The organism is Streptococcus pacificus (assembly GCF_016481305.1).
Taxonomy (GTDB): Bacteria; Bacillota; Bacilli; order Lactobacillales; family Streptococcaceae; genus Streptococcus; species Streptococcus pacificus.
In genome coordinates, this window is sequence record NZ_JAENBO010000001.1 from 100,871 (window position 1) to 127,784 (window position 26,914).

General features: G+C 34.9%; 30 protein-coding genes. 20 read left to right on the forward strand and 10 right to left on the reverse strand.

Features of this window, described 5'->3' with window-relative positions:
- Positions 1 to 62 precede the first annotated feature (62 nt).
- Both JHK62_RS00495 and JHK62_RS00500 read right to left on the reverse strand, forming a co-directional pair.
- Complete coding sequence (locus JHK62_RS00495; RefSeq protein ID WP_199574730.1) at positions 63 to 485, reverse strand: MarR family winged helix-turn-helix transcriptional regulator; 423 nt, start codon at positions 483 to 485, stop codon at positions 63 to 65.
- Positions 486 to 633: 148 nt separating this feature from the next.
- Positions 634 to 1,116, reverse strand: a complete 483-nt coding sequence (locus tag JHK62_RS00500) for an S-ribosylhomocysteine lyase (protein WP_199574731.1) — start codon at positions 1,114 to 1,116, stop codon at positions 634 to 636.
- Positions 1,117 to 1,268: 152 nt separating this feature from the next.
- Between JHK62_RS00500 and JHK62_RS00505 the strand changes: the two genes are divergently transcribed.
- Positions 1,269 to 2,876: a ribonuclease Y gene (locus JHK62_RS00505; RefSeq protein ID WP_199574732.1), complete on the forward strand. Its 1,608-nt coding sequence runs from the start codon at positions 1,269 to 1,271 to the stop codon at positions 2,874 to 2,876.
- A 39-nt stretch (positions 2,877 to 2,915) separates the two neighbouring features.
- Here JHK62_RS00505 and JHK62_RS00510 read toward each other — a convergent pair whose 3' ends face one another.
- Entirely contained in the window at positions 2,916 to 3,995 is a 1,080-nt protein-coding gene (locus tag JHK62_RS00510; RefSeq protein WP_199574733.1) for a M24 family metallopeptidase, read from the reverse strand.
- 186 nt (positions 3,996 to 4,181) lie between these two features.
- Between JHK62_RS00510 and ccpA the strand changes: the two genes are divergently transcribed.
- Complete coding sequence (ccpA, locus tag JHK62_RS00515; protein ID WP_199574734.1) at positions 4,182 to 5,183, forward strand: catabolite control protein A; 1,002 nt, start codon at positions 4,182 to 4,184, stop codon at positions 5,181 to 5,183.
- 48 nt (positions 5,184 to 5,231) lie between these two features.
- On the opposite strand, the gene JHK62_RS00520 is transcribed toward ccpA, so the two are convergent.
- A complete protein-coding gene (locus JHK62_RS00520; protein ID WP_199574735.1) occupies positions 5,232 to 6,032 on the reverse strand; it encodes a class I SAM-dependent methyltransferase in 801 nt (266 codons plus the stop codon).
- A gap of 162 nt (positions 6,033 to 6,194) precedes the next feature.
- Here JHK62_RS00520 and JHK62_RS00525 point away from each other — a divergent pair, with 162 nt between their 5' ends.
- The 4 genes from JHK62_RS00525 (at position 6,195) to JHK62_RS00540 (ending at position 11,846) form a co-directional block, all read left to right on the forward strand.
- On the forward strand, positions 6,195 to 7,193 hold the full coding sequence (locus JHK62_RS00525) for an LTA glycolipid anchor biosynthesis glycosyltransferase, IagA/BgsA family (protein ID WP_199574736.1): 999 nt from the start codon (positions 6,195 to 6,197) through the stop codon (positions 7,191 to 7,193).
- Between the two features lie 2 nt (positions 7,194 to 7,195).
- Positions 7,196 to 8,530, forward strand: a complete 1,335-nt coding sequence (locus JHK62_RS00530) for a glycosyltransferase family 4 protein (RefSeq protein ID WP_199574737.1) — start codon at positions 7,196 to 7,198, stop codon at positions 8,528 to 8,530.
- Positions 8,531 to 8,816: 286 nt separating this feature from the next.
- Positions 8,817 to 10,757 carry a threonine--tRNA ligase gene (thrS, locus tag JHK62_RS00535; protein WP_199574738.1) on the forward strand — a complete coding sequence of 647 codons (1,941 nt, stop codon included), beginning with the start codon at positions 8,817 to 8,819 and terminating at the stop codon, positions 10,755 to 10,757.
- Positions 10,758 to 10,874: 117 nt separating this feature from the next.
- The gene (locus JHK62_RS00540; protein WP_199574739.1) at positions 10,875 to 11,846 is read left to right on the forward strand and encodes a DUF3114 domain-containing protein; all 972 of its coding nucleotides are present in this window, start codon (positions 10,875 to 10,877) and stop codon (positions 11,844 to 11,846) included.
- 29 nt (positions 11,847 to 11,875) lie between these two features.
- Here the strand turns inward: JHK62_RS00540 and JHK62_RS00545 are convergent, their stop codons facing one another.
- Positions 11,876 to 12,385 (reverse strand): DUF6287 domain-containing protein, encoded by a 510-nt coding sequence (locus tag JHK62_RS00545; protein ID WP_199574740.1) that lies wholly within the window; start codon positions 12,383 to 12,385, stop codon positions 11,876 to 11,878.
- A gap of 143 nt (positions 12,386 to 12,528) precedes the next feature.
- Between JHK62_RS00545 and JHK62_RS00550 the strand changes: the two genes are divergently transcribed.
- Both JHK62_RS00550 and ftsY read left to right on the forward strand, forming a co-directional pair.
- Entirely contained in the window at positions 12,529 to 13,365 is an 837-nt protein-coding gene (locus JHK62_RS00550) for a Cof-type HAD-IIB family hydrolase (RefSeq protein WP_199574741.1), read from the forward strand.
- On the forward strand, positions 13,352 to 14,596 hold the full coding sequence (gene ftsY / locus JHK62_RS00555) for a signal recognition particle-docking protein FtsY (protein WP_199574742.1): 1,245 nt from the start codon (positions 13,352 to 13,354) through the stop codon (positions 14,594 to 14,596). The genes JHK62_RS00550 and ftsY overlap by 14 nt, the downstream gene beginning before the upstream one ends.
- A 39-nt stretch (positions 14,597 to 14,635) precedes the next feature.
- Here the strand turns inward: ftsY and JHK62_RS00560 are convergent, their stop codons facing one another.
- The 3 genes from JHK62_RS00560 to JHK62_RS00570 all read right to left on the reverse strand — a co-directional run bounded on the left by JHK62_RS00560 (position 14,636) and on the right by JHK62_RS00570 (position 16,628).
- On the reverse strand, positions 14,636 to 15,451 hold the full coding sequence (locus tag JHK62_RS00560; RefSeq protein WP_199575226.1) for a TIGR03943 family putative permease subunit: 816 nt from the start codon (positions 15,449 to 15,451) through the stop codon (positions 14,636 to 14,638).
- Complete coding sequence (locus tag JHK62_RS00565) at positions 15,451 to 16,353, reverse strand: permease (protein WP_199574743.1); 903 nt, start codon at positions 16,351 to 16,353, stop codon at positions 15,451 to 15,453. The genes JHK62_RS00560 and JHK62_RS00565 overlap by 1 nt, the downstream gene beginning before the upstream one ends.
- Positions 16,354 to 16,493: 140 nt before the next feature.
- Positions 16,494 to 16,628: an SPJ_0845 family protein gene (locus JHK62_RS00570; protein WP_199574744.1), complete on the reverse strand. Its 135-nt coding sequence runs from the start codon at positions 16,626 to 16,628 to the stop codon at positions 16,494 to 16,496.
- A 127-nt stretch (positions 16,629 to 16,755) separates the two neighbouring features.
- Here JHK62_RS00570 and JHK62_RS07965 point away from each other — a divergent pair, with 127 nt between their 5' ends.
- The 10 genes from JHK62_RS07965 to JHK62_RS00620 all read left to right on the forward strand — a co-directional run bounded on the left by JHK62_RS07965 (position 16,756) and on the right by JHK62_RS00620 (position 23,809).
- Complete coding sequence (locus JHK62_RS07965) at positions 16,756 to 16,866, forward strand: hypothetical protein (protein ID WP_425507440.1); 111 nt, start codon at positions 16,756 to 16,758, stop codon at positions 16,864 to 16,866.
- A gap of 91 nt (positions 16,867 to 16,957) precedes the next feature.
- Positions 16,958 to 17,347 (forward strand): VOC family protein, encoded by a 390-nt coding sequence (locus JHK62_RS00580; RefSeq protein ID WP_199574745.1) that lies wholly within the window; start codon positions 16,958 to 16,960, stop codon positions 17,345 to 17,347.
- A gap of 161 nt (positions 17,348 to 17,508) precedes the next feature.
- Positions 17,509 to 17,823 carry a TfoX/Sxy family protein gene (locus JHK62_RS00585; RefSeq protein WP_199574746.1) on the forward strand — a complete coding sequence of 105 codons (315 nt, stop codon included), beginning with the start codon at positions 17,509 to 17,511 and terminating at the stop codon, positions 17,821 to 17,823.
- Between the two features lie 213 nt (positions 17,824 to 18,036).
- The gene (locus JHK62_RS00590; protein WP_199574747.1) at positions 18,037 to 20,163 is read left to right on the forward strand and encodes a Tex family protein; all 2,127 of its coding nucleotides are present in this window, start codon (positions 18,037 to 18,039) and stop codon (positions 20,161 to 20,163) included.
- On the forward strand, positions 20,150 to 20,584 hold the full coding sequence (locus JHK62_RS00595; RefSeq protein ID WP_199574748.1) for a SprT family protein: 435 nt from the start codon (positions 20,150 to 20,152) through the stop codon (positions 20,582 to 20,584). The genes JHK62_RS00590 and JHK62_RS00595 overlap by 14 nt, the downstream gene beginning before the upstream one ends.
- A 104-nt stretch (positions 20,585 to 20,688) precedes the next feature.
- A complete protein-coding gene (locus JHK62_RS00600; RefSeq protein ID WP_281389845.1) occupies positions 20,689 to 20,958 on the forward strand; it encodes a PspC domain-containing protein in 270 nt (89 codons plus the stop codon).
- Between the two features lie 167 nt (positions 20,959 to 21,125).
- Entirely contained in the window at positions 21,126 to 22,061 is a 936-nt protein-coding gene (hprK, locus tag JHK62_RS00605) for an HPr(Ser) kinase/phosphatase (protein WP_199574749.1), read from the forward strand.
- Positions 22,054 to 22,857, forward strand: a complete 804-nt coding sequence (lgt, locus tag JHK62_RS00610; protein ID WP_199574750.1) for a prolipoprotein diacylglyceryl transferase — start codon at positions 22,054 to 22,056, stop codon at positions 22,855 to 22,857. The genes hprK and lgt overlap by 8 nt, the downstream gene beginning before the upstream one ends.
- A gap of 17 nt (positions 22,858 to 22,874) precedes the next feature.
- Complete coding sequence (locus tag JHK62_RS00615) at positions 22,875 to 23,264, forward strand: DUF948 domain-containing protein (RefSeq protein ID WP_199574751.1); 390 nt, start codon at positions 22,875 to 22,877, stop codon at positions 23,262 to 23,264.
- Positions 23,265 to 23,275: 11 nt separating this feature from the next.
- Entirely contained in the window at positions 23,276 to 23,809 is a 534-nt protein-coding gene (locus JHK62_RS00620) for a YtxH domain-containing protein (RefSeq protein WP_199574752.1), read from the forward strand.
- Between the two features lie 104 nt (positions 23,810 to 23,913).
- Here JHK62_RS00620 and JHK62_RS00625 read toward each other — a convergent pair whose 3' ends face one another.
- Positions 23,914 to 24,201, reverse strand: coding sequence for a DUF3270 family protein (locus tag JHK62_RS00625; RefSeq protein ID WP_199574753.1), 288 nt, complete (start codon positions 24,199 to 24,201; stop codon positions 23,914 to 23,916).
- 117 nt (positions 24,202 to 24,318) lie between these two features.
- On the opposite strand from JHK62_RS00625, the gene JHK62_RS00630 reads away from it, so the two are divergent.
- Together JHK62_RS00630 and JHK62_RS00635 are read left to right on the forward strand one after the other, a co-directional pair.
- A complete protein-coding gene (locus tag JHK62_RS00630; protein ID WP_199574754.1) occupies positions 24,319 to 25,248 on the forward strand; it encodes a peptidase U32 family protein in 930 nt (309 codons plus the stop codon).
- A 22-nt stretch (positions 25,249 to 25,270) separates the two neighbouring features.
- Positions 25,271 to 26,560: a peptidase U32 family protein gene (locus JHK62_RS00635; protein WP_199574755.1), complete on the forward strand. Its 1,290-nt coding sequence runs from the start codon at positions 25,271 to 25,273 to the stop codon at positions 26,558 to 26,560.
- A 26-nt stretch (positions 26,561 to 26,586) separates the two neighbouring features.
- On the opposite strand, the gene JHK62_RS00640 is transcribed toward JHK62_RS00635, so the two are convergent.
- Entirely contained in the window at positions 26,587 to 26,910 is a 324-nt protein-coding gene (locus JHK62_RS00640; protein ID WP_199574756.1) for a hypothetical protein, read from the reverse strand.
- Positions 26,911 to 26,914: the final 4 nt, after the last annotated feature.

Below are 26,914 nucleotides of genomic sequence, written 5' to 3' on the forward strand. Positions count from 1 at the left end.
TCGTTATTTCAAATTCGAAATATTTGGTAATAGAATAAGTGCTTTTTAGCACTTAACTTTTCTTAGCAATGAGATAATTTTTTTAAAAGATTATTTAAAGTTTTGATTTCTTCATCTTCTAAATTATCAAATAGTTTAGTTAGCATCTCAGCATGCTTTGGAAAAGATGAGGCAATTAGCTCTTCACCTTCAGATAGTAAATAAACTTGGGTAATTCGCTTATCTTTTGGATTAGTTCTACGTTCAACCAATTTCTTTTGACAAAGCTTATCTAAGGTATATGTTGTACTGCTATTAGCCACTAAAATTCTTTCTTTAATTTCTTGCATTGTTTTAGGGCCTTTATGAAATAGCAACTCTAAAACAGCAAATTCACTAGAATTTAGATCGTAAGCTTGTACGTCTTGTTTTACAGCTTGTTCAAATTTATCAGATATTCTTTTTAAACCGATAAATGTTTTCAAAGCTAACTCTTGACGTGTCATATTCCCTCCTTTATTTAAAATTCGAAATAATTTTAACAGAGAAAAAAAGACTTGTCAATCGTTTTGCATCAAAAAAATAAAAATAATTTAAATTCGAAATAAAAAGAAGAATTTCTCTTAAATTAAATCTAAGAGAAAGCCTTCAAGATTAGATAATGTGACGTTCAAAAGGTTCATCAGAAATACCTCTTGATAAAATCAGTTTTGACCATTCTTTTGCTGAAAATAAGCTATGGTCTTTATAATTACCACAAGATTCGATAGTTGTGCCAGGGACATCTTCCCAAGAAATGCTATTAGCGATTTCTTCCAGAGAAGATTTAATCACTTTGGCAATTTCTGTGCTAGTATGTTCACCCCACATTATCATATGAAAACCAGTTCGACAACCAAATGGCGAACAATCAATCATGCCATCGATACGTTTTCTAATGAGTTTAGCTAATAAGTGTTCGATGGTATGTAAACCTGCTGTTGGGATAGCATCCTCATTTGGTTGCACTAGTCTGATATCATAATTACTAATGACATCACCTTTTGGTCCAACCTCAGTAGAAATTAAACGAACATAGGGTGCTTTGACAATAGTATGGTCAAGCTCAAAGCTTTCAACAATAACCTCTTTAGTCATAATTTTTTCTCCTTTAACTCTTCTTTAATCATAACATATTTTTTGAGTTCTGTTGTTTTTTTGGATTGTGAAAACTCTCTTTTTATGGTAAACTAGAATAGGTTTTCATAAGAAAATCGAATAAATAAAATTTAAAAAATTGAGGTAAAAACATGACAAACATTTTTATAATGATTGCTTGTGCCCTCATTGGTTTGGTTATTGGTTATGTAGCAATTTCAGCAAAAATGAAATCTGCTAAAAATGCTGCAGAACTAACTCTTTTAAATGCAGAACAAGATGCTGTCAATTTACGTGGTAAAGCTGAAGAAGAAGCTAACCACATCAGAAAAACAGCAGATCGTGAAAGTAAAGCTTACAAAAAAGAATTACTTATAGAAGCTAAAGAAGAGGCTAGAAAATATCGGGAAGAAATTGAACAAGAGTTTAAATCCGAACGACAAGAGCTTAAACAAATGGAAAATCGTTTGAGTGAACGTGCTTCAACCCTTGATCGTAAGGATGAAAATTTAACAAGTAAAGAAAAAACACTTGATTCGAAAGAGCAAAGTCTTTCTGATAAATCTAGACATATTGATGAGCGTGAGCAAGCAGTTGCTGCATTAGAACTTAAAAAGACTGAGGAATTAGAGAAAGTAGCTTCCTTAAGTCAAGAAGAAGCTAAGGAAATAATCTTAGTAGAGACAGAAAAAAATCTAACACAAGATATTGCTAATCGCATTCGTGAGGCAGATAGAGAAGTTAGAGATCGTGCGGATAAAACCGCTAAAGAATTGCTATCTCAAGCCATGCAACGTCTAGCTGGTGAGTATGTGACAGAACAAACGATTACGTCTGTTTCTCTGCCAGATGATAGCATGAAGGGACGTATTATTGGTCGTGAAGGGCGTAATATTCGAACGCTCGAAAGCTTAACTGGAATTGACGTGATTATTGATGACACGCCAGAAGTGGTTGTGCTATCAGGATTTGATCCAATTCGTCGTGAGATTGCTAGGACAACTCTTGAAGCCTTGATTCAAGATGGGCGAATTCATCCGGCTAGAATTGAAGAGTTGGTTGAGAAAAATCGTTTAGAACTTGATAATCGTATTCGTGAATACGGAGAAGCTGCTGCTTATGAAATTGGCGCGCTTAACATGCATCCTGATTTGATTAAAATTATGGGTCGCTTGCAATTTCGTACCAGCTTTGGGCAAAATGTCCTTCGCCACTCGATTGAAGTTGGTAAGCTGGCTGGACTTCTTGCTAGTGAAATGGGTGAAAATGAAGCACTGGCCCGTCGCGCTGGTTTTATGCATGATATCGGAAAAGCGATTGACCGCGAAGTTGAAGGTAGCCATGTCGAGATTGGTATGGAGCTTGCTCGTAAATATAAAGAGCATCCAGTCGTTGTCAATACTATTGCTAGTCACCACGGAGATGTTGAACCTGAAAGTGTTATTGCTGTTTTAGTAGCAGCTGCTGATGCCTTAAGTTCAGCTCGTCCAGGTGCTCGTAATGAATCAATGGAAAACTACATCAAACGATTACGCGATTTAGAAGAAATTGCAAATGGTTTTGATGGTGTTCACCATAGTTTTGCCCTACAAGCAGGTAGAGAAATTAGAATTATGGTCCAACCAGAAAAGATTTCCGATGATGAAGTGACTATCTTAGCACACAAGGTTCGTCAAAAGATTGAAAATAATTTGGATTACCCTGGAAACATTAAAGTAACGGTTATCCGTGAATTAAGAGCGATAGATTACGCAAAATAACAGACTAAAAAGACTTGGGAATTTCCCAAGTCTTTTTAATTAGTAATATAATAATTCTTTAGGGGTTTTGGTAAAGAGTTCAAAACCATTCTTTGTCACATGGCCACAATCTTCGATACGAACACCAACTTTACCAGGAATATAGATGCCAGGTTCAACAGAGAAACACATGCCTTCAACAATAGTCATATCATTGCCTGCCATAATAGAAGGAAATTCATGAACACTCATGCCAATACCGTGACCAAGACGGTGATTAAAGTATTCACCATAACCAGCTTTTTCAATAATATCACGAGCAGCAGCATCCACTTGACTAGCTGTTACCCCTGGTTTGATGAAATCAATGGCAGCCTGTTGTGCCTCACGACAAAGCTCGTAGATATCTTTTTTAAATTGGTCTGGTTTTCCTACCGCAACTGTTCTTGTCATGTCACTGGTATAACCAAGTGCCTCAACACCAAGGTCAAACAATAATAAAGAATCGTTTTCGATTTTATTTGTCCCAGGAATACCATGAGGATTAGCAGCATTATTACCTGTTAAAACAAGAGTGTCAAAACTCATTTTTTGGATGCCTTGTTTTTTCATACCAAATTCGATCTGACTAATGATATCTGCTTCTGTTGTGTCAAGTGAAATATTATCAAAACCAATTTGCACGGCTTTATCAGCATAATCACCAGCAACAAACATTTTTTCAATTTCATCAGCTGATTTAATTAAACGCATTTGATTGATGGTTGGTGTCAGATCAACAAATTCTCCAGTAAAGACTGTTTCAAAACCTCTTAGTTTTGTAATATTTAAGTTTTCAAATTCCACGGCAATTTGAGGATAGTCTGTTTTTGGAAGGACAGCCTTCATTTTTTGCCATGGTTGCTCAGAATCAACATAACCAACGACTGGAAAATCGAGAACTGCTTCAGCACGTTTGGCGTCCAATTGTGGCAAAAAGAGGAGTGGTTTTTTGTCAGCAAATAAAAATAGGAACATCAAACGCTCATGTGGGTCACTATAAAAGCCTGTTAAATAATTAATAGAAACCGGATCTGAGACAATTGCGACATTAATATTTTTTTGCACTAAAGTATTAGTAAGTTGTTGTATTTTTGTCATTTGGTTCACCTTTCTTTTTCTTATATTTTTTCAAAAAAAAACTAAAAAAGCAAGATAAAATGTCAAAATAAGCCAAAAAAGTGCTGGATTTGATTAAAAAATTATTCTTTATGGTTGAAAGTGTTTTCAAATAATGCTAAAATGTCTATGAAAGCGTCATTTTCAAAAAGAAAGGAAGTACTGTGAATGAATACTGATGATACTATCACGATATATGATGTTGCCCGTGAAGCTGGTGTTTCAATGGCAACTGTGAGCCGTGTTGTAAATGGGAATAAAAATGTAAAAGAAAATACTAGAAAAAAGGTCCTAGAAGTTATAGAACGTCTAGATTATCGTCCCAATGCTGTCGCACGTGGATTGGCCAGTAAAAAAACAACAACTGTTGGAGTCGTTATTCCTAATATTTCAAACAGCTATTTTTCGATTTTGGCTAAAGGGATTGATGATATTGCAACAATGTACAAGTACAATATTGTTTTAACCTCTAGTGATGAAGATGATGATAAAGAAATTAGTGTTGTTAACACACTTTTTTCAAAACAAGTCGATGGAATTATTTTCATGGGGCATCACCTAACAGAAAAAATCCGCGCTGAATTTTCAAGAACCAGAACACCGATAGTTCTTGCAGGTACGGTTGATTTAGAACATCAATTACCAAGCGTTAATATTGATTATCGTAAAGCTGTTCAAGAAGTAACAGACATCTTAGCTGAAAACCATAAAGAGATTGCTTTTATATCAGGACCACTGGTTGATGACATTAATGGTAAGATTCGTTTAAAAGGATACAAGGATAGCTTGAAAAAGAATAACATTCCTTATAAAGAAGGCCTTGTTTTTGAGACAAAATATAGTTATGAAGATGGTTTCCAACTGGCTAAACGAATTATAACATCAGGAGCAACGGCTGCTTATGTTGCAGATGATGAATTAGCTGCTGGTCTTTTAAATGGATTGTTTGAAGCAGGCAAAAATGTTCCTGAGGATTTTGAAATTATTACAAGTAATGACTCTCCGATTACGAAATACACTCGTCCAAACATGAGTTCAATTAGTCAACCAATTTATGATTTAGGAGCAGTTAGTATGAGAATGCTAACAAAAATCATGAATAAAGAAGATCTTGAAGAAAAAGAAATTATTCTTAATCATGGGATTAAAAAACGCCAAACAACAAAATAAAAATAAAAAGCTTCGCTGGTAACTAGTTTTACCAGTGAAGCTTTTTTATTATTGTTCTTTGTTGTAAGTATACATAGCTAAACGATTATTAAACAGGTAAATAATAGGAATCAGTAGTTTTTTGATGCCAGGTACCCACTTTTTAAATTCTTCAGTGAAATTGATATAACCAATTTGTTTTAGTTTGGGATTAAGTTCTGTTATTTCTTTACCATTTGTGATTCCAAAGAAATATTGAGCATTTGTTTTTTTAACAGCCTTGTTCATATGCGCTTTTTTAACAACTGATTTTGGTGTACAGTCAAGATGCAACTCAAACTGTTCAAAATGATCAGTTAAAAGGTTTAAAAAAGACTTAACTTCCTCTGGCTTGAAGTACATGATGACACCTTCAGAGATAATCAATAATTTCTCACCGTTAGTTTTAATCTCTTTCACCCAGCTAGGATCAGTGGCTGATTTTGCAATAAAGGTAACACGATTATTTTCTTCAAAAAACTGTTTGCGAATTGCAATAACATCAGGATAATCAAGGTCGTACCAATGGATTTGACCATTATCTAATCGATCAAAACGAGTGTCTAAACCAGAACCAATGGAAACAATATGGCAGGTAGGATATTTTTTTATGAATTGACGAATTTCATTATCCATGACTTTTGCTCGTGACAGAATGCCATAATAATTTGTCATATTATTATCAAGTTTTGAAAAATCATAATCAATTTTTTCAACCATTTCCGCTGATTTTTTATCGTTTAATATAGAACGATTAGAAAAATAGTCTCTTGCTCTGACATCTAAGGTGATGAGCATGGTTTCCATGACACCAGATAAATTTATTTTCATCAAAACTCTCCTATTAAAATTCTTTATTTAATGTTATTATATCAACAAAAATGGTATTAGAAAAAGGATTATAATCCTTTTTGTGATAAAAAAATATTTTGAAAGCGTTTCTGCGATTGGTTGCAGGATGAAAAATAAAATGAAATAAGCTATAATAGGACTATGAAAGTATTATTGTATTTAGAGGCAGAAAATTACCTGAAAAAATCAGGTATTGGTAGAGCCATTAAGCATCAGCAAAAAGCTTTAGCAACGGTTAATCAATCCTATACAACTGATATCAATGACTCTTATGATTTGATCCACATGAATACTTATGGCTACAAAAGCTGGCAGTTGATGAAAAAAGCTCAAAAACAAGGCAAAAAAGTCATTATGCATGGGCATTCAACCGAAGAAGACTTTAGAAATTCTTTTATTTTTTCCAATCTGATTAGTCCTTTGTTTAGATGGTATCTTTGTCAATTTTATAAGAAAGCAGATGCTATCATCACTCCTACTGAATATTCCAAAAAATTAATTGAGAACTATGGCATAAAAACACCTATTTTTGTATGCTCAAATGGAATAGACTTAAAAAGATATGGCAAAAACCCTCAAAAAGAAGTAGCTTTTAGAGACTATTTTAATATCCAACCAAATGACAAGGTGGTTATGTGTGCGGGTCTTTATTTTAAGCGAAAAGGGATAGAAGATTTTGTCAAAGTGGCTGAAGAGCTTTCTGATGTTCATTTTATTTGGTTTGGTGAAACGAATAAGTGGGTGATTCCCCACTCAGTTAGAAAAATAGTCACTAAAAACCATCCTAAAAATGTAACTTTTGCTGGCTATATCAAAGGAGATGTTTTTGAAGGGGCAATGACAGGAAGTGATGCTTTCTTTTTCCCAAGTAAAGAAGAAACAGAAGGGATTGTTGTTCTAGAGGCTTTAGCCAGTAAACAACAAACGATACTTCGTGATATTCCAGTCTATCAAGGGTGGTTAACTGATAACGAGGTAGAATTTGCGATAGATGTCAAAGGGTTTGTCCAAGCGATTCAAAAAGTCTTGGATGGCAAAAGCCATAAAGAAACACAAGGATATAAGGTGGCTGAAACAAGAAGTATTGAGAAAATAGGCCAAAGACTTGTATCAATTTATGAGAAAGTGATGGCATTATAACAATGAGAATAGGTCTTTTTACAGACACCTACTTTCCTCAAGTGTCAGGTGTTGCAACAAGTATTCATACTCTTAAAACTGAGTTAGAAAAACTAGGACATGATGTTTATATTTTTACAACAACAGATAAAAATGTGAAGCGTTTTGAGGACCCAACTATTATCCGTTTGCCAAGTATTCCCTTTGTTTCTTTTACGGATCGTCGAATTGTTTATCGAGGTCTATTTGCTGCTTACAAAATAGCCAAAAATTATGGAATAGAACTCATTCATACGCAAACAGAGTTTGGTATGGGGTTATTAGGGAAAATGGTTGGAAAAGCTCTAAGAATCCCTGTTGTTCATACTTATCATACACAGTATGAAGATTACGTCGGCTATATTGCAAAGGGAAAAGTGATAAGACCCAGTATGGTTAAATATATAGTACGTGGTTATCTCAATGATCTTGATGGTGTTATTTGTCCAACTCGGATTGTCTATAATATTTTACAAGGCTATGAGATTAAAAGCCCTAAACAAATTATTCCAACAGGCATTAAATTAGATCAATTTGTCAATAGAGAGGTTTCTAGACAATCTATTTCTGAATTGCGTGAAAAACTAGGGATTTTACCAGATGAAACAATGCTGCTTAGCTTATCGCGTGTTTCATATGAGAAAAACATTCAAGCTATTGTTTCTCAGATGCCCCTTGTTCTAGCTGAAAACAATAAGATTAAATTAGTTATTGTGGGTGATGGTCCTTACTTGGATAATTTGAAAGAACTGACATCTCAGCTAGGAATTGACAACCATGTTATTTTTACTGGTATGATTAACCACGAAGAAACGGTTATTTATTATAAATCGTGTGACTTTTTTATCAGTGCCTCAACCAGTGAAACACAAGGCTTAACCTATATCGAAAGTTTAGCTAGTGGTAAGCCAGTTATCGCTCATGGTAATCCTTACCTTGATGATTTAATCAACGATAAAATGTTTGGAACTCTTTATTATCGAGAAACTGATTTAGCGGATGCTATTTTAGATGCTGTTGTTGATACTCCTGAGATGAATCCTAATCGTCTGAAAGATAAACTATGTGAAATTTCAGCAGAGGAGTTTGGGAAGGCTGTGTATACTTTTTATCTTGATGTGATTATCGCTAAAAAGATGGAGGTTAGAGAAAAATTATCTCTATCGGTAGAAGGTAGTAAAGCAGATACCTCTATCAAACTAGTTAAAAATACGATGTCCTTACCAGTTAAAGCGATTAAATTAACGGCAAAAACATCCGTTAAAGTCGTTAAAACTCCAAAAACGATTGTTAATCGTATTAGAGATTTTTTAGATTAGAGGGCTTGAAATATTTAAAAATCATGCTATAATGTCACATAGAGACACGTTTTATCTCATCATTTCTTTCTAGAGAGCGCTTGGTGCTGGAAAAAGCGTAGGAAAAGAGATAGGATACTACTCTATATCATTTTATGAAAACATAAAACGGTGGCTACGATATAGCCAATTAGAGGTGTAGAGTTTTCTACATGAACTAAGGTGGAACCACGTTGCGACGTCCTTTTGGATGTCGCTTTTTGTTTGAGTAAAATCTATTTCATCACTAATATTTAAGGAGAATCAGATGATTAATATTACTTTTCCTGATGGCGCTGTCCGTCAATTTGAATCAGGTGTAACTACTTTTGAGATTGCTCAATCCATTAGCAATTCATTGGCTAAAAAAGCATTAGCTGGTAAGTTTAATGGTAAATTGATCGATACGACAAGAAAAATAGAGGAAGATGGTAGCATTGAAATTGTGACACCAGATCATGAAGATGCTCTTGATGTTTTACGTCACTCAGCAGCTCACTTATTTGCTCAAGCCGCGCGTCGTCTTTTCCCTGAGATTAAATTGGGTGTTGGACCAGCTATCCAAGATGGTTTTTACTATGACACTGATAACGACGAAAGACAAATCTCTAATGAAGATTTGGAAGCCATTGAAGCTGAAATGCGAAAAATCGTTAAGGAAAATTTCCCAAGTATTCGCCAAGAAGTGTCTAAGGATGAAGCGCGTGAGATTTTTAAAAATGACCCTTATAAATTAGAATTGATTGAGGAACATTCAGAAGATGAAGGTGGTCTAACCATCTATACTCAAGGAGAATATGTTGATTTGTGCCGTGGTCCTCATGTTCCTTCAACTGGTCGTATTCAAGTTTTCCAATTATTAAATGTCGCTGGTGCTTACTGGCGTGGTAATAGTGATAATGCGATGATGCAAAGAATTTACGGGACAGCTTGGTTTGATAAAAAAGATTTAAAAGCTTACCTTAAAATGCGTGAAGAAGCTAAAGAAAGAGATCATCGTAAACTAGGTAAGGAGCTAGACCTATTTATGGTTGATCCAGAAGTGGGTCAAGGTCTGCCATTTTGGCTACCTGATGGTGCCACTATTCGCCGTACGATTGAGCGTTATATTACTGATAAAGAAATAGCCTCAGGGTATCAACATGTCTATACACCAGTCATGGCCAATGTCGAGTTTTATAAAACATCAGGTCACTGGGATCACTACCATGAAGACATGTTCCCACCAATGGATATTGGTGAAGGAGAACAATTAGTGCTTCGTCCGATGAACTGTCCACATCATATCCAAGTTTATCGTAACCATGTCCATTCTTACCGTGAATTGCCAATTAGAATTGCTGAGCTTGGCATGATGCACCGCTATGAAAAATCTGGGGCCTTATCAGGCTTACAACGTGTTCGTGAAATGACACTTAATGATGGTCATATCTTTGTGGCGCCAGAACAAATTCAAGAAGAATTTAAGAAAACCTTGCAACTAATCATTGATGTGTATCGTGATTTTAACCTAACTGACTACAGCTTTAGATTATCTTACCGTGACCCTAATGACAAGGAAAAATATTTTGACAATGATGAGATGTGGGAAAAAGCCCAAACCATGCTAAAAGCAGCGATGGATGACTTAGCGCTTGACTACTATGAAGCTGAAGGGGAAGCTGCCTTTTATGGCCCTAAACTTGATATTCAAGTAAAAACAGCGTTGGGTAATGATGAAACCTTATCGACCATCCAATTAGACTTCTTGTTGCCAGAGCGTTTTGATTTGGCCTACACAGGCGCTGATGGCGAAGCTCACCGTCCTGTTATGATTCATAGAGGTGTGGTATCAACCATGGAGCGTTTCACTGCCTACCTTATTGAAACCTATAAGGGAGCCTTTCCAACTTGGTTGGCACCTACTCAAGTGACTGTTATTCCAGTATCAAATGATGCTCACACTGACTATGCTTGGCAAGTCGCTAATCAATTAAAAGAAAAAGGTGTGCGTGTTGTTGTTGATGAACGTAATGAAAAAATGCAATACAAGATTCGTCAAAGCCAAACACAAAAAATTCCTTACCAATTAATTGTAGGTGATAAAGAAGTAGAAGCAAATCTTGTTAATGTGCGTCGTTATGGCAGTAAAGAAACGCACACAGAAGAAGTGGCAACATTTGTAGCTAATATCCAAGCAGATATTGCCAACTATTCTCGTGTTGATTAAGAAAAAATAGGGTCTGGGACTTTTATCCCAGACTTTTTTGGATAATCATTTGCCAAAAAAATGATAATGATATTTAATAGATAGTAGACGATTGATAAAAAATAAAAGGAGAAGAAAGTGCCAGGTCAATTTTTTACTAAGTTAGAAGAACAATTAGTTAAAGACGGTTGGTCTAAAACGCTAGTTCTAAAAATGAAAGAAGATGGTCAAGACTTTTTAGATGTTCGGGTAGGTTCAAAAGCATTTATGTCCTTATGGCAACAAACACTCAAGCACTCTTCTGATAAAACGACTTGTTTAGAGACCTTATTAAATCATATTGGCATGGTAGAAGATGATATCAAAACTGATAGTGAAAGTGTGAGAGCTTTATTTGAACAATTCTCACCACTTTTAAGTCCAGATCATCCATTTTGGAAAAGTCTAGCTCATACGGTTGCAACAGCTTTCCCAGAAAACGAACTACGCCAAAAAACGGCTTTAGCTAGAAAAATCCATCAACTCAGGTATCTCATATCAGGCCAACAAGCCCAGTGGATTAGAGACCATATCAAAACTGATAAAATGACCGACCAAGAGGCTTTGGCAGTCTTTTTAAAGGATAAAAAAGAGCAATCATGGTTGCCATTAGACTATGATTACACTTTGAATGAATCGGCAAGATTACATAATAAGTATTATCTTAAAGATGGGAAAAAAATTTACCCCGATCGAGAAATAACTGCGAATTTTAAAGTCCTTATCCATTTTCACACAGAGTTTATCATTGATAAAAAAGGTCGTTTTGTTAATCTAGTGGATAGTGAAAGACAATCAGAAAATGGCATTATTAATACAGCGAGTTTTAATTATGCCAATGGAAACTTTAAAAGACATAAAGAATTAGATATTAACCCAGTATCAATTCACGATCCTCAGGTGAGAAAGACTTTTTTCCCACGCTTTAAGGCACCGCTCAACCTTAAAAAAGAATGGTTTTTCTTTGAACCAAAGGATTGGCAAAAAAGTTATTTTCACGATGATAATGCATATAAGCATGTTGTACATCAGATAGACCATTTTAGAAAAATCATCAAAAAAGAAAGTTAAAAAGTGTTAGGCCAGAGTGCCTAACACTTTTAATTAGAAATTTTATAAAAAACACTGTGTTCAAAATGACTCCCACCTTCTAGTTGTGCTTTGGTGGCGACCATTCGGTCTCTTTGGCCATCTGAAGTATCACTATCACCAGAAACAAAACTAGAGTTCGGAATAACAGTACCAGAAGGGACAAGAATTAATGAGTAGGCCTCATCATTATTGCCATCAGGAACAATATTTAGTTCGAGATTACTATCTCTTAAAAAGCTCCCCTGAATAGTAAGGCTTTCAGAAACTAAACCCTCTTGGTCAAAAACAAGTGTGTCTCCTAGTTCGTTTTGCCAGGTCCCGGTAACACTAGTATAGTCCCCTTTTTCAATGGCTTTTAAAGACATTCCAGCTTGTTTAGTGTCATCTTCATTATCACTGGTGGTTTGAGTGGTTGTTGTGACTGTCGTTGTTTTTTCTTTTTCTTGATTAGTGGCCTGACAGCCAACTAGTGTAAGCAAAGTAAAAGTCATTGACAGTACTAAGAGTATTTTTTTCATTAGCTATTCCTCACGTTCTGATGTTTTTATTATACCATTTTCTAAAAGAAACATTTAATTTAAAAGAAATATCATCTATTTCCCAAAAATTGATTAAAATTTGATAGAATAAAGGGTAAGCGATGATGAAAGAAGGGAGTTTTATGACTCAGATTAAATTGTTAGCTTTAGATTTGGATGGCACCTTATTTAATAGTCAAAAAGAAGTGCCTTTTTTAAACAAAATCGCCATTACTCAAGCTAAAAATAAAGGTGTAAAGGTTGTCATTACAACAGGTCGTCCCTTAAAAGCTATCGGAAATCTTTTAGAATTCTTGGATTTAAAAAGTCAAGAAGACTATAGCATCACTTTTAATGGAGGCCTCATTCAAAAAAATAATGGGGATAGTCTCTTTCAAAAAACATTGAGTAGAAAAGAAGTGGAAAGGATTACTGAGATGTTATTGTCTTTAGGACTTCCAGTTGATATTCTAAGTGATTCAAAAAGTTATACGCTAGCAGCAGGTAACCATCATTCACTTTATCCATCTGCTAATGTCCTGTTAGATTTTCATAATATTAAGACACTCGATGAACTTCCACATGATATTGTTTATAATAAGGTTGTCAGTGTTTTTGATGCTGATTACTTAGACCAACAACTTCCTAAAATTCCCAAGCAATTTCATGAAGCATTTGAAATTTTTAAATCAAGAGATATCTTACTTGAAATGATGCCAAAAGGTGTTGACAAAGGCAGTGCTCTTGCTATTTTGGGAGAGCATCTAGGCATAAAAAGAGAAGAAATGATGGCTATCGGAGATGAAGAAAATGATCTTTCCATGTTAAGGTGGGTAGGATTTCCAGTGGCCATGAAAAATGCTTCAGAGACTGTTAAAAAAGAAATAACTAGACTGACAAGTCGCACAAATGATGAATCAGGAGTGGCAGAAGCCATTGAAAAATACATACTAAGAGAGGAAAAAGATGGGATTATTTGACCGCCTATTTGGTAGAAATAAAAAAGAGGATGTCAGTGAAGAACTTGTTTCAAATGAGGGCCAAACTGACAAGGAAAATGCGTTAGATTCTAAAGATGATGTTAAAGAGGAAGAACAGGTAGTATCAGATACTCCAATAAGTGATGATATCTTGGTTGAAAATCCTCAAGAAGACACTTTAGCAACTTTGGTAAACGAGCCAACACCAGAAGTATCTGAAAAAGATGAAGTCAAACCAATCTTTGAGGAAAGTTCTAACTCCTATGAAACACAAGAACCTAAAGCTGAACCAGAGAATTCTCTAGAATCTGATGAGGAAAAATACCATAGGACACTTAAAAAAACCCGTACAGGTTTTGGGGCTAGATTGAATGCCTTTTTAGCTAATTTTAGAAGTATTGATGAAGACTTTTTTGAAGAATTAGAAGAGATGTTAATCTTATCAGATGTCGGTGTTTTAGTTGCTTCAAACCTAACTGAAGAACTACGCTATGAAGCAAAACTTGAAAATGCCAAGAAACCTGAAGATCTAAAACAAGTCATCATTGAAAAATTAGTCACTATCTATGAGAAAGATGGTCAATTTAATGAAAAATTAAATCTTCAAAAAGACTTAACTGTGATGTTGTTTGTCGGTGTTAATGGTGTTGGAAAAACGACCTCCATCGGTAAATTAGCCTATAAATACCAACAAGAAGGCAAAAAAGTCATGTTAGTGGCTGCTGATACTTTTAGAGCAGGTGCTGTTGCTCAATTAGTTGAATGGGGTAAAAGAGTCGAAGTACCGGTTGTCACTGGAGTCGAAAAAGCTGATCCAGCTAGTGTGGTTTTTGATGGGGTTGAAAAGGCAGTTAAAGAAGGTGTTGATATTTTATTAATTGATACCGCTGGACGTCTGCAAAATAAAGACAATCTGATGGCAGAATTAGAAAAAATAGGTCGTATTATTAAACGAGTTATTCCAGAAGCACCACATGAAACCTTGTTAGCACTTGATGCATCAACTGGTCAAAATGCTCTTGTTCAAGCGAAAGAATTTTCAAAAATCACGCCTGTTACCGGAATTGTTCTTACCAAGTTAGATGGCACCGCAAAAGGTGGTGTGGTTCTTGCTATTCGTGAAGAGCTTGATATTCCAGTAAAATTAATTGGTTTTGGTGAAAAAATTGATGATATTGGTGAATTTAATTCGGAAAACTTTATGCAAGGGTTATTAGAAGGACTTATCTAAAAAATCTCAGAGAGTTAATCTCTGAGATTTTTCATTCGATTAAAACACACGATAAACATAAGGATTATCAGGTTCTTGTACGGATTGAATGTTTTCAATAGAAAGTACTGGCAAGGTTTGGTCAAGATTTTGATTGTATTCGAGATTTAGTTTTCCCTTTACACTAACCCAGTTATTGTCTTCTAAATCAATATTTTCCCCCTTGGTTAGTAGACCATAGACACCCGAATCTGCGATACAGTGTATAATGCCAAAGCGAAAAAGGAATTGATAATTTTCTGTTTTTGGGTCATTATAGACAAAACCTAGATAGTTAATCTCACGACCAACAAATTCATCAGGGAAAAGATAAATCAGTTCCATGACTTCCATATAATTGTCACTTGTGATTTTTAAAGGTTTTGAGCCCTTATACTTGTTAAGTGCTTTTTTCATTTCGTTATTATAAGAAGCTTTAGTGAAATAAAGACTGGTATCCGGTTTTAAGTATTGAACACGCGTGCCATCACTGCTCTCGCCTGTTGGGGAGGAGCCACTGGCAAGTGGGAAGTGATAGCCTTTTGCTGAGACGGTTGTGGAATCAAGAGTGGCTGTCGGTACTAAAAGCCCAACTGCAATCGGAAATAGCAAGATAAAAACACTAGCTAATTTTGCCGACTTAGTCCTTAGATGACTAGGCATTTCAAGTTGTTTCATCCAGATAATCAATTGCACAATGGCAAGAATTAGTGATAAAACCATTGAAATGTATGCAAGATAGGAATAATGGATGTTGATGTATTGGTCCAACTTACCAGACAATTGCAAATACATCCCTAATTCAAAATAACCAACTAAAATTAAGAATCTAAACATCATATCACCCCCAATAATAAACAATAGAGAATAACCACCACACTAGAAGTTGTGATAAACTGAACGATAAAACATTTTTTGAATGAATTAACCATCATGAGCAGATTTTTAATGTCAATCATCGGACCAATCAGAAGAAAAGCCATGACGGGTGCCATTCCAAAAGTTGATAATAAAGAAGCACCAATAAAGGCATCTGCTTCACTACAAAGCGATAAAATGAAAGCAAGTAACATCATGATTAAAATAGCAGTTAATTGATTATGTCCAATAGACGTTAAAATGCGTGTTGGGACATAGATTTGCATACCTGCTGCCACAAGACTTCCAAAAATCAGATAGCGACCAACATCGAAAAATTCATCTACGGCATGTGCCAGCGCATAAAAGAGTTTTTGATGCCAGTTTTTATCCGAATAGTCGTGGAAATGAGTATTTTTTCGATCAGGTTTTTGAATGTTACTGTCAACCACAAAGCCTAACATAATGCCCAAACAGGTAGCAACAATCATTGCACCAATAAGTCTTAAAAATAAGAAGCGAAAAGAATTGCCAAAAGCTGAGTAAGTTGCAAATAAGACGATAGGGTTAATGATTGGAGCCGTCGCTAAAAAAGGAATGGCGGTGTAACTAGGAACCCTTTTTTCAATGAAGCGATTGACAATGGGCACTATCCCACACTCACAGGAAGGAAAGACAAAACCAATAACAGTGCCAAAGAAAATCCGCAGCCACTTGTTTTTTGGAAGGTATCTCGTTACCATATCAGGCGTTAGATAAACTTCAATCGCCCCAGCTAAAATACTCCCTAAAAAAACAAAAGGGAGAGCCTCAATAATGATGGATAAAAAGATTGCGAACCACTGCAAAACGCTACTTGGTAATTGATTGAAAATCGACATGAACTAAATCATCTCCTTATTGTTGGGATAACAAACAAGTTATCGTGAGATAAGTAGTATTCATTATAACATTTATTTTTTTTTTCATCAGTGTTTAAAAATAGAATGTTCATCAAAAAAGACCACCGTAAAGATGATCTTTATTTTTTGTCAGTTTGCTTATCTTCCTTTTTCTTTTCTGCATCAGGAGGAGAAGGCTTTGTTGCTGTTGGTAAGGTTGCAAAGTTTTCCAACATTTTTTCTAAATCATCTTGCTTTTTATGAGTAATTGCCATAGGAACCCAACTTTCTAGTTTAAGATATTTCTATTATACTACAAAATCAATAAGAAGACATCAATGCTTACTCATACTATTAACTGCAAAGGAATGATATATAGACATTAAGGAGGATAGTCAAAAGATAAATGAAAAGACCTTTGTAACCGGACTATATTTTGACAAAAATAGCAAAGAAATATTTCAAGATAAGCTATTTAAAGTAATACATTCTAAGGGAAATAGTAGCGAGTGAGTTGGAAGTATAGCAATAGAAAAAACACCTAAAAAATGCTATAATGGTAATCAATATTAATAAACAAATTTGAATTTGTCGGGGAGGGAATGTGGATTTTAATAGGATGATTCCTGAATTATCAGTTTTTGATATTGATCGGACTAAAAAATTTTATAGTGAATTAGGATTTAAAATTGAATATGAACGTGCTGAAGATAAATTTGTTTTCATGTCTTTTCAAGATAGTCAGTTTATGTTCGAACAAATTCACGATCATGGCTGGAATATAGGTGAGTTAGAATATCCTTTAGGAAGAGGAATAAATTTTTCAATAGCTGTCGATGATATTGAGGAGTTTTATCAATTAGTGACTAATTTGAACATAGAATTATACAGAGAACTAACTAGAAACATATATCAAGTTAATGGAATAGAAGAAATGCAAATAGAGTTTTTGATACAAGATCCCAATGGGTATTTGTTAAGATTTACAAATTAACAAATACCAGTTTGCGTAATTAACAAACTTAATAAAAAACAATCCAGGAATAGTAACACAGGTAAAAAAACAAGAATTAGATCTGTAAAACCAATTGAAAATATGGTATAACATTAAAAATATTGAGTGAAACAAATTAGAATTTGATGGAGGCAATCAAGGTGAATGAATTTAATGAATATGTGTGCGATAGTTTTTCTGAATCCGGTGATATTGTCATAAAATTTATGATGGGCGGATACCTTGTATATTTTAATGGTAAGCTGATAGGTGATATTTGCAATAATGAACTGTTTTTGAAGAGAACGCCAACATCGGATCGACTTCTTGCAGACTCAGAACTGCGATATCCTTATGATGGTTCAAAGACATTGATGTATGTATTTGATAAATTTGAAGATACTGATTTGATTGTAGAATTATTGGGAGGCATGTATGCGGAACTGCCCGAAAAGAAATCAAAGAAAGCCAAATAAGACTGACAAATCCCAGTTTGTCTAATTGAATATAACAATTTGAGAAACAGTAAATTAAAATAGGCTTACTGTTTTTTCTTTGCCTAAAAATGAAAAAAATCTTAAAAAAGGTAGTTAACAAAACGCTTCTTGAGGGAAAGAGCATTGCTTTTAAAACGTCAGAAAAATAGTAAATAATATCCATTCATTAGTAAAGATGATATAATATAGGGTATGGAAAATAGTCAAATTATCGCTCAAGAATTGGGCATCAAACAAACACAAATAACAACCGTTTTACAGTTAACGACAGAAGGAAACACCATCCCTTTTATTGCGCGTTATCGTAAGGAAATGACTGGTAATCTTGATGAAGTTGACATCAAAGCGATTATCGATCGAGACAAGCAACTGACTGCTCTTTCAGAGAGAAAAGAAACCGTTCTTGCTAAAATTGCTGAACAAGGGAAGTTGACTTCTGAGCTTGAAAAAGCCATTACTGAGGCTGAAAAATTAGCAGATGTTGAGGAACTTTATCTGCCTTATAAGGAAAAACGTCGTACCAAAGCAACGATTGCGCGTGAAAATGGTTTATCTGATTTAACACGTCTTATCTTGCAAAATGATGCGAACCTAGAAGAAAAGGCCAAGAATTTCCTCAATGAAACCTTTGATACAGTTGACAAGGCTTTAGCTGGCGCTACTGATATTTTAATCGAATTTATATCAGAAGATCTTAAATTGCGCTCATGGACCTATAACGAAATCTGGCAATACAGTACTTTAACGTCAAACTTAAAAGATGAGACGGCAGACGAAAAGAAAATCTTTCAAATCTACTATGACTTTTCAGAAAAAGTTAAAGATTTGCAAGGCTATCGTGTGTTAGCATTGAATCGTGGTGAGAAATTAGGTGTTTTAAAAGTTTCTTTTGAACATAACTTGGATAAGATGACACGCTTTTTTGAATACCGTTTTAAACAACAAAGCGATTATATTAAACATAGTATTCAGCAGGCCCTTAAAAAGAAAATTATTCCTGCTATGGAGCGTCGAATTCGTTCAGAATTGACTGAAAAAGCAGAAGATGGCGCAATCTCACTCTTTTCAGAAAACTTGCGCAATCTTCTTTTAATTGCGCCATTGAAGGGAAAAATAGTGCTAGGGTTTGACCCAGCCTTTCGAACTGGTGCTAAATTAGCCTTAGTTGATCAAACAGGCAAATTAATTTTGACTCAGGTCATTTACCCAGTAAAACCAGCCAGTCAAAAACAAATTGAAGATGCCAAGGTTGTTTTGAGACAATTAATTGAAAACTATGGTATTGAGCTGATTGCTATCGGAAATGGAACAGCTAGTCGAGAAAGTGAAACCTTTGTTGCTGAAGTTTTAAAAGATTATCCTCAGGTTTCGTATGTGATTGTCAATGAAAGTGGCGCTTCTGTTTACTCAGCAAGTGAGTTAGCAAGACATGAGTTTCCTGATTTACCAGTTGAAAAACGTTCAGCCATATCTATTGCCAGACGTCTCCAAGACCCTCTAGCAGAATTGGTTAAAATTGATCCTAAATCAATTGGTGTGGGTCAATACCAACATGATGTGAGCCAAAAGAAATTATCAGAAAACCTTGATTTCACAGTTGAAACTGTGGTTAACCAAGTAGGTGTTAATGTTAATACCGCAAGTCCAGCCCTCTTGTCTTATGTTTCTGGTTTTAATAAAACTATTTCAGAAAATCTTGTTAAATACCGTGAAGAAAATGGTGCCCTTACTTCTCGATTTGACATTAAAAAAGTACCTCGTTTGGGAGAAAAGGCGTTTGAACAGGCAGCAGGGTTTTTACGTATTCCAAATAGTCCAAACATCTTGGATAATACAGGTGTTCATCCAGAAAGTTATCCTGCCGTTGAGCGTTTATTTGCTTTGTTAGAAATTGATGAGCTTAATCAAGAAGCACAAATGAAACTAAAGGCACTTAATTATCAAGAAGTGGCCCAAAAAATTGCTATCGGAGAGGTAACCTTAAAAGATATTGTCCAAGACCTTTTAAAACCAGGTAGAGATTTACGTGATGATTTTGAAGCACCGACACTTCGTCAGGATGTTTTAGACTTAAAAGATCTTAAAATTGGTCAAAAACTTGAAGGAACCATCAGAAATGTAGTCGATTTTGGCGCATTTGTGGATATTGGTATTCATGAAGATGGCTTAATCCATATTTCTCAGATGAGCCGTCAGTTTATTAAGCATCCTAGTCAAGTGGTCTCTGTCGGTGATATTGTTACTGTATGGGTTTCAAAAATTGATGAGGAACGAGGAAAAGTTAATCTTTCCTTGGTAGAATTAGATGGATCTCACTGAATATGTTAAAAGAGTCTCTCTTGATGATTTCAAAAAACCATTTAAACACAAAGCCCTTTGGAATACTCGCTTAATAACAACAGGTGGTCGCTTTTTCCCAAAAGATGGCCACTTAGATTTTAGTTTAAAAATCTATCAGGAATATGGTCCAGCCTTGTTTCGAAAAATTGTTCGGCATGAATTATGTCACTATCATCTCTTTTTTGAGAAAAAAGGTTATCGTCACCGCGATAAAGAGTTTAAAGAGTTACTTAAAAAAGTTGATGGCATTAGATATGTTCCACGTAAAAAACAAGTAATAAGATATTATTATATTTGTCAAAATTGTGATTTTTTATACCCTCGTCATCGTCGTATAAATCCTGATAGGTATCGATGTGGCAAGTGTCAAGGCACTCTAATCTTAAAAAATCATTCGTAAGACGGATGCTTATTTTAACAATAAAGTTTATACTAAAATAGTATCCTAAAGATAATCATTTCTATTGGTGATAGTAGCAATAATTTAGCAAAAAGGGAGAGATTATGATGACAAAATGGTACAAAAAAAGAGAGAATAGTTGGCTTGCCGGTGTTCTTTCTGGAATATCAGATAAGTTTTCGATAGATTTAGGATTTTTAAGATTTCTCTTTCTTATCATTTTTTTATATGCTAGAGGTGCCCTATTAGTCTATTTCATTTTGGCACTTGTCCTACCTTACAAAGAAGATGAAACACATAAAGCTTATCATAAAGGGCCTCGTAAGAGAAAAGATGCTGAGCCTCTTGATGAAAAAGAAGATTGGTTTTGGTAAATCATCTAAATATTAGTTAGATAAAATATGGCTTTATTTAGGTATTTTTCAGAGCTACTTATACCCAGTAAAAAGTGACTGATGCGTTCAAAACTTCCTTTTTATTAGTAGGCATCCAAACTTATCATTTTCTCCAAAGTATGATAAAATGAATAAAAGGAGAAAAAATGAAAGTTACAGTAAAGATGTTAGCAGAAAAGATAAAGCTCAACGTCATTTATGGCAATGATTTGCTTTTAAATAAGGAAATTACTACGTCAGATATTTCCCGTCCTGGTTTAGAGATGACTGGTTATTTTGATTATTATACCTCAGAACGTGTTCAATTATTAGGGATGAAGGAATGGTCTTATTTAATGGCAATGACATCTCATAACCGTTATTCTGTGTTAAGGATGATGTTAAAACCAGAAACACCAGCCATTATTGTTTCACGTGGCCTAGAGATTCCGGAGGAACTTCATCAAACTGCCAAAGAAAATGGGGTTGCACTCTTACAAAGTCGTGTGCCAACGAGTCGTTTATCAGGAGAAATTTCCTGGTACTTAGATTCATGCCTTGCTGAGAGAACTAGTATTCATGGTGTGTTAATGGATATATACGGAATGGGCGTTCTCATTCAAGGCGATAGTGGTATCGGTAAGAGTGAGACAGGTTTAGAACTGGTTAAAAGAGGCCATCGTTTGGTTGCTGATGACCGTGTTGATGTTTTTGCCAAAGATGAAGAATCGTTATGGGGAGAACCAGCAGAAATCTTGCGTCACCTTCTTGAAATACGTGGTGTAGGAATTATTGATGTGATGAGTTTATACGGTGCAAGTGCTGTCAAATCTTCCTCTCAAGTCCAATTAGCTATCTATTTAGAAAATTATGAAGCTTGTAAGGAGTTTGATCGTTTAGGTAATGGTCAAGAAGAAATTGAATTATCTGGTGTTAAAATCCCTAGAATAAGAATTCCTGTTAAGACCGGACGAAACGTGTCAGTTGTTATTGAAGCAGCTGCCATGAATTATCGGGCAAGACAAATGGGGTTTGATGCCACAAAGAGTTTTGAGAAACGACTAACAGAATTAATTAAGAAGAACGGAGTATCAGATGATTAATCCAGTAGCTATTGAGTTAGGTCCAATTAGCCTACGCTGGTATGCTATTTTTATTGTTTCAGGTTTGATTTTAGCGGTCTACTTAGCGATGAAAGAAGCCCCTAAAAAACGCATTAAGCCAGATGATGTTTTAGATTTTATCCTAATTGCTTTTCCTTTGGCCATTGTTGGAGCTAGGCTTTACTACGTTATTTTTGAGTGGTCCTATTATGCCAAACACCCTTTAGAAATCTTTGCCATCTGGAATGGTGGGATTGCCATTTATGGTGGGTTAATCACTGGGGCCTTGGTATTACTGGCTTTTTCATACTATCGTATGATTAATGCCTTTGACTTTTTAGATATCGCTGTTCCAGGGGTCCTGATTGCTCAAAGTATTGGTCGTTGGGGTAATTTTGTTAACCAAGAAGCTTACGGGAAAGTGGTTTCTAATTTAGATTATCTTCCAGATTTTATTAAAAACCAAATGTTCATTGAAGGTAGTTACCGAGTACCAACCTTTCTATACGAATCTGTCTGGAATTTGATTGGATTCATCATCATCATGATTCTAAGAAGGATACCAAAATTGCTAAAAGAGGGAGAAGCTACATTCTTTTACCTCATTTGGTATGGTATTGGTCGCTTCGTTATAGAAGGTATGAGAACTGATAGTTTAATGCTCGCTGGCTTAAGAGTATCACAATGGTTGTCAGCTGTCTTGGTACTAGTAGGAATTGTCATGATTGTTCTAAGACGTTCAAAAAAAGAGTTACCATTTTATTTTGAACCAACGAGTAGTCAGTTATCAAAATAGGGATATAGGAGAAATATATGGATTTAGTTGGACTATCTTTGTTAATCATCGCGATTGCATTTGTTGTTTTGGTGTTCTTTGCCGTTAAATTGATAAAAAATGTTTCAGAAACGGTTGAAGAAAGCAAAAAAACAATCACACTATTAACCGGTGACGTTAACGTCACTTTGAAACAAACGAATGACTTACTGGCAAAAGCTAATGTTTTAGTCGAAGATGTCAATGGAAAAGTAGCAACCATTGATCCTTTGTTTAGTGCAGTAGCAGAATTATCGGAAAGTGTTTCCGATTTAAATACTCAAGCCAGAACATTGGGGCAAAAAGCAACTGACACCTCATCAAATGTTAGTCATATGAGCAAGGCTTATACGGTTGCAAAAATTGCAAAAAAAATATTTAAAAAATAAGGAGAACAATCATGGGTAAATTTATGAAGACAGCAATTATTGGTGCTATTTCAGGGGCCGCTGCAGCTTACTTTTTAACCACTAAAGAAGGAAAAAAAGTTAAAGATAAAGTAACAGATGCCGTTGAAAAATTTAAGGAAGATCCTGAAATTTACCAAGAACTAGCTAAAGAAAAAACAAAAGAATATAAAGATTTTGCTGTTGATACCTTTAAAGAATACAAAGAAAAATTAGAATCAGGAGAAATCACACCTGAAGATATTGCTAAAAATATCAAAGAAACAGCAAAAGAAGGTTTTTCATCTATCAAAGAAACGATTAAAGATATTCAGTTGACAGATGACAAAACTGTTGGTGATGAGTTAGAAGAAGAAGATATTATTATTGATTATGATCAAGTTGTCGAAGACGTGAAAGAGACAGCTAGTGACGTTAAAGATGATATTGAAGAAAAAGCATCTGATGTCAAAGAAAATGTTGAAGAAACAACAAGTGATGTCAAAGAAGCTGTCGAAGAAAAAATTGATGATATCACCAAAGACTAGTAATTGTAATTAAAATTATTAAAATCCCCGCCTACTACTAGACGGGGATTTTGATATTAGGTTATAAAATATAAAAACTTTCCTCTATCTACCATAAAAGAAAGTTAAGTGTTAAATAATTCAATTAAATGAGGGATAAGATTAATTATCGCCAAACTACTAACAAAAGCAATTGGAAAAGCAAAGAGTGGTTGAAGGTTCACTGAAAGAAGTACAAATGTTAACGCAACAGTTGTAAGACAAAAAAAGGCTACTTTTAAGAAAAAAACAAGTTCTCTAAATTTTCTTTTTTTAGTATTTATAATTTTATAATCACTATATTTGGGGGCAGAATTGGGATAAAATTCTTTATCTTCTTCATAACTATTCTGCCTATTTAATGGCACTGGCATAGGCATCTCCTTTAAGTACCTTATTATAGTATCATAAAAAAGTAAAGTTTTTGTTACAATTTTGTTACATTCTATAAAAAAGGCCCATTTTTAGCGATTTTTGATAAAATATTAGGTATGAATAGAATTATTGTAACAGCTACCGCTGAAAGTATTGAACAAGTTAACTATTTTTTAGACTTGGGTGTTGATCGTATTTATATTGGCGAAAAAAATTATGGCTTACGCTTAGCCAATACTTTTGAACTCGATGAGATAAAAGAAATAGCAACTCTTGTTCACCAAAAAGGAAAAGAACTAACCGTTGCTGTTAACGCCTTGATGCACCAAGACATGATTGATCATTTACCTACCTATCTTGATTTTCTAGAGGAGATTAAAACAGACTATATCACAGTGGGTGATACAGGTGTTATCTATCTTGTTAATCAAGAAAAAAGACCATTTAAAATGATCTATGATGCTTCAACCATGGTTACCTCTAGTCGACAAATCAATTTTTGGGGTAAAGTCGGAAAAGTTTCAGAAGCAGTTTTAGCGAGAGAAATTCCTTCCGAGGAACTTTTTAAAATCGCCGATAATTTAGAGATACCAGCAGAAGTTTTAGTCTATGGTGCTAGTGTTATTCATCATTCCAAGCGTCCCTTATTACAAAATTATTATAATTTCACGAAAATTGATGATGAAAAAGGCAAGGCACGCGATTTGTTTTTAGCAGAACCAAGTGATCCTAATTCTCACTACTCTATCTATGAGGATAATCATGGCACACATGTTTTTGCTAATAATGATATAAATCTTATGACCAAATTAAATGAGCTAATCGCACATGATTTAACACACTGGAAACTAGACGGTATTTACACACCAGAAAAATCTTTTTCAGAGATTGTTAACTATTTCGTTAAAGCTAGAGATTTAATCTCATCTGATCAATTTGATCAAGCGCAAGCTCTTTTATTGGATGAAAAGATAAGAGAACATCATCCTAAAAATCGTCAACTAGACACAGGATTTTATGATTTTGATCCTAATCTTGTAAAATAATTTGTTTTGAGTGAGGAAAAAAATGACAGGAGTAGAAAAAAAACGTCCCGAAGTCTTAGCTCCAGCTGGGACTCTTGAAAAATTAAAGGTTGCTATCCATTATGGGGCAGATGCCGTCTTTATCGGTGGTCAAGCCTATGGTTTAAGAAGTAGAGCCGGTAATTTTACCATCGAAGAAATGGCGGAAGGTGTTGCTTTTGCTAAAAAATATGGGGCAAAAGTTTATGTTGCAGCTAATATGGTTACTCATGAAGGCAATGAAGAAGGTGCAGGAGAGTGGTTTCGTCAATTGAGAGATATTGGCATTGCTGCGGTTATTGTTTCTGATCCTACCTTGATTGAAATTTGTGCCATGGAAGCTCCAGGTTTAGAAATCCACTTATCAACTCAAGCTTCAGCAACCAATGTTGAAACTTTCAAGTTTTGGAAAGATTATGGGTTGACTCGTGTAGTTTTAGCCCGTGAGGTATCAATGGCAGAGTTGGCTAAAATTAGAGAACGTACTGACGTTGAAATTGAAGCCTTTGTTCATGGTGCGATGTGTGTGTCATACTCTGGTCGCTGTACCCTATCAAACCACATGAGTCACCGAGATGCCAATCGTGGTGGCTGTTCACAATCTTGTCGTTGGAAATATGACCTCTATGATATGCCTTTTGGTCAAGAACGTAAAAGTTTAAAAGGCGAAGTGGTGGAGCCATTTTCAATGAGTGCTGTTGATATGTCAATGATTGATCATATTCCAGATTTTATTGAAAATGGTGTTGATAGTCTCAAAATCGAAGGGAGAATGAAATCGATTCATTATGTCTCTACCGTCGCTAATTGTTATAAGGCAGCTGTTGATGCTTATATGGAGAGCCCTGCTAAGTTTGAAGCAATCAAACAAGACTTAATTGATGAGTTATGGAAAGTCGCACAAAGGGAATTATCAACTGGCTTTTATTATGGTACTCCAACTGAAAATGAACAACTATTTGGTGCACGTCGTAAAATTCCTCAATACAAGTTTGTTGGCGAAGTGATGGCTTTTGATCAAGAAACAATGAGAGCTACCATTCGCCAAAGAAATGTCATCAATGAAGGGGATATTGTTGAGTTTTATGGACCAGGTTTTCGTCATTTTGAAACAACCATTACTGACTTACGAGATGAAGAAGGAACCAAAATTGATCGTGCTCCAAATCCTATGGAGTTACTATCAATAAAGGTTCCAGAAGCTGTCAAACCTGGTGATATGATTAGAAGTTGTAAAGAAGGATTAATTAATCTCTACAAGGAAGATGGCAGCAGTCAAACTGTTAGAATATAAAAAGGTTCACTAATTAGTGAACCTTTTTAATAATCTTTTAATTGATTTTGTGAGGCTTTTATAGAGGGTGGTACAATAGAGATTTTATGAATATCGCTAATCGCAATGATAGCTGATAAATTACGTTGAAAATTCTTCAAAATGAGTTTTTCACTATTCTCTTCAAAACGGACAATATCCCCTGTAAAACTCTTATCTTGGTAAATCACATGGACAGAAGAGTCATTATCAAGAGCCTGCTTAATAACATCAAGCAGTTGTTTTTTTGTGATATCTTCTAGGGAAGGTTTTTCTTTAGGGTCAATAAAGTCTTTAAAAGCCTCTATTATTGGTTTAAATATCTTTATCATAGTA

Coding starts and splice junctions, on each gene's coding strand:
- thrS (WP_199574738.1), top strand. CDS start 8,817: ATGATTAATATTACTTTTCCTGATGGCGCTGTCCGTCAATTTGAATCA.
- ftsY (WP_199574742.1), top strand. CDS start 13,352: ATGGGATTATTTGACCGCCTATTTGGTAGAAATAAAAAAGAGGATGTC.
- JHK62_RS00630 (WP_199574754.1), top strand. CDS start 24,319: ATGAATAGAATTATTGTAACAGCTACCGCTGAAAGTATTGAACAAGTT.
- lgt (WP_199574750.1), top strand. CDS start 22,054: ATGATTAATCCAGTAGCTATTGAGTTAGGTCCAATTAGCCTACGCTGG.
- JHK62_RS00565 (WP_199574743.1), bottom strand. CDS start 16,353: ATGTCGATTTTCAATCAATTACCAAGTAGCGTTTTGCAGTGGTTCGCA.
- JHK62_RS00500 (WP_199574731.1), bottom strand. CDS start 1,116: ATGACTAAAGAGGTTATTGTTGAAAGCTTTGAGCTTGACCATACTATT.
- JHK62_RS00495 (WP_199574730.1), bottom strand. CDS start 485: ATGACACGTCAAGAGTTAGCTTTGAAAACATTTATCGGTTTAAAAAGA.
- JHK62_RS00625 (WP_199574753.1), bottom strand. CDS start 24,201: ATGCCAGTGCCATTAAATAGGCAGAATAGTTATGAAGAAGATAAAGAA.
- JHK62_RS00600 (WP_281389845.1), top strand. CDS start 20,689: ATGATGACAAAATGGTACAAAAAAAGAGAGAATAGTTGGCTTGCCGGT.
- JHK62_RS00570 (WP_199574744.1), bottom strand. CDS start 16,628: ATGGCAATTACTCATAAAAAGCAAGATGATTTAGAAAAAATGTTGGAA.
- JHK62_RS00530 (WP_199574737.1), top strand. CDS start 7,196: ATGAGAATAGGTCTTTTTACAGACACCTACTTTCCTCAAGTGTCAGGT.
- JHK62_RS00635 (WP_199574755.1), top strand. CDS start 25,271: ATGACAGGAGTAGAAAAAAAACGTCCCGAAGTCTTAGCTCCAGCTGGG.
- JHK62_RS00550 (WP_199574741.1), top strand. CDS start 12,529: ATGACTCAGATTAAATTGTTAGCTTTAGATTTGGATGGCACCTTATTT.
- JHK62_RS00640 (WP_199574756.1), bottom strand. CDS start 26,910: ATGATAAAGATATTTAAACCAATAATAGAGGCTTTTAAAGACTTTATT.
- JHK62_RS00505 (WP_199574732.1), top strand. CDS start 1,269: ATGACAAACATTTTTATAATGATTGCTTGTGCCCTCATTGGTTTGGTT.
- ccpA (WP_199574734.1), top strand. CDS start 4,182: ATGAATACTGATGATACTATCACGATATATGATGTTGCCCGTGAAGCT.
- JHK62_RS00525 (WP_199574736.1), top strand. CDS start 6,195: ATGAAAGTATTATTGTATTTAGAGGCAGAAAATTACCTGAAAAAATCA.
- JHK62_RS00620 (WP_199574752.1), top strand. CDS start 23,276: ATGGGTAAATTTATGAAGACAGCAATTATTGGTGCTATTTCAGGGGCC.
- JHK62_RS00590 (WP_199574747.1), top strand. CDS start 18,037: ATGGAAAATAGTCAAATTATCGCTCAAGAATTGGGCATCAAACAAACA.
- JHK62_RS00560 (WP_199575226.1), bottom strand. CDS start 15,451: ATGTTTAGATTCTTAATTTTAGTTGGTTATTTTGAATTAGGGATGTAT.
- JHK62_RS00595 (WP_199574748.1), top strand. CDS start 20,150: ATGGATCTCACTGAATATGTTAAAAGAGTCTCTCTTGATGATTTCAAA.
- hprK (WP_199574749.1), top strand. CDS start 21,126: ATGAAAGTTACAGTAAAGATGTTAGCAGAAAAGATAAAGCTCAACGTC.
- JHK62_RS00520 (WP_199574735.1), bottom strand. CDS start 6,032: ATGAAAATAAATTTATCTGGTGTCATGGAAACCATGCTCATCACCTTA.
- JHK62_RS00545 (WP_199574740.1), bottom strand. CDS start 12,385: ATGAAAAAAATACTCTTAGTACTGTCAATGACTTTTACTTTGCTTACA.
- JHK62_RS00615 (WP_199574751.1), top strand. CDS start 22,875: ATGGATTTAGTTGGACTATCTTTGTTAATCATCGCGATTGCATTTGTT.
- JHK62_RS00510 (WP_199574733.1), bottom strand. CDS start 3,995: ATGACAAAAATACAACAACTTACTAATACTTTAGTGCAAAAAAATATT.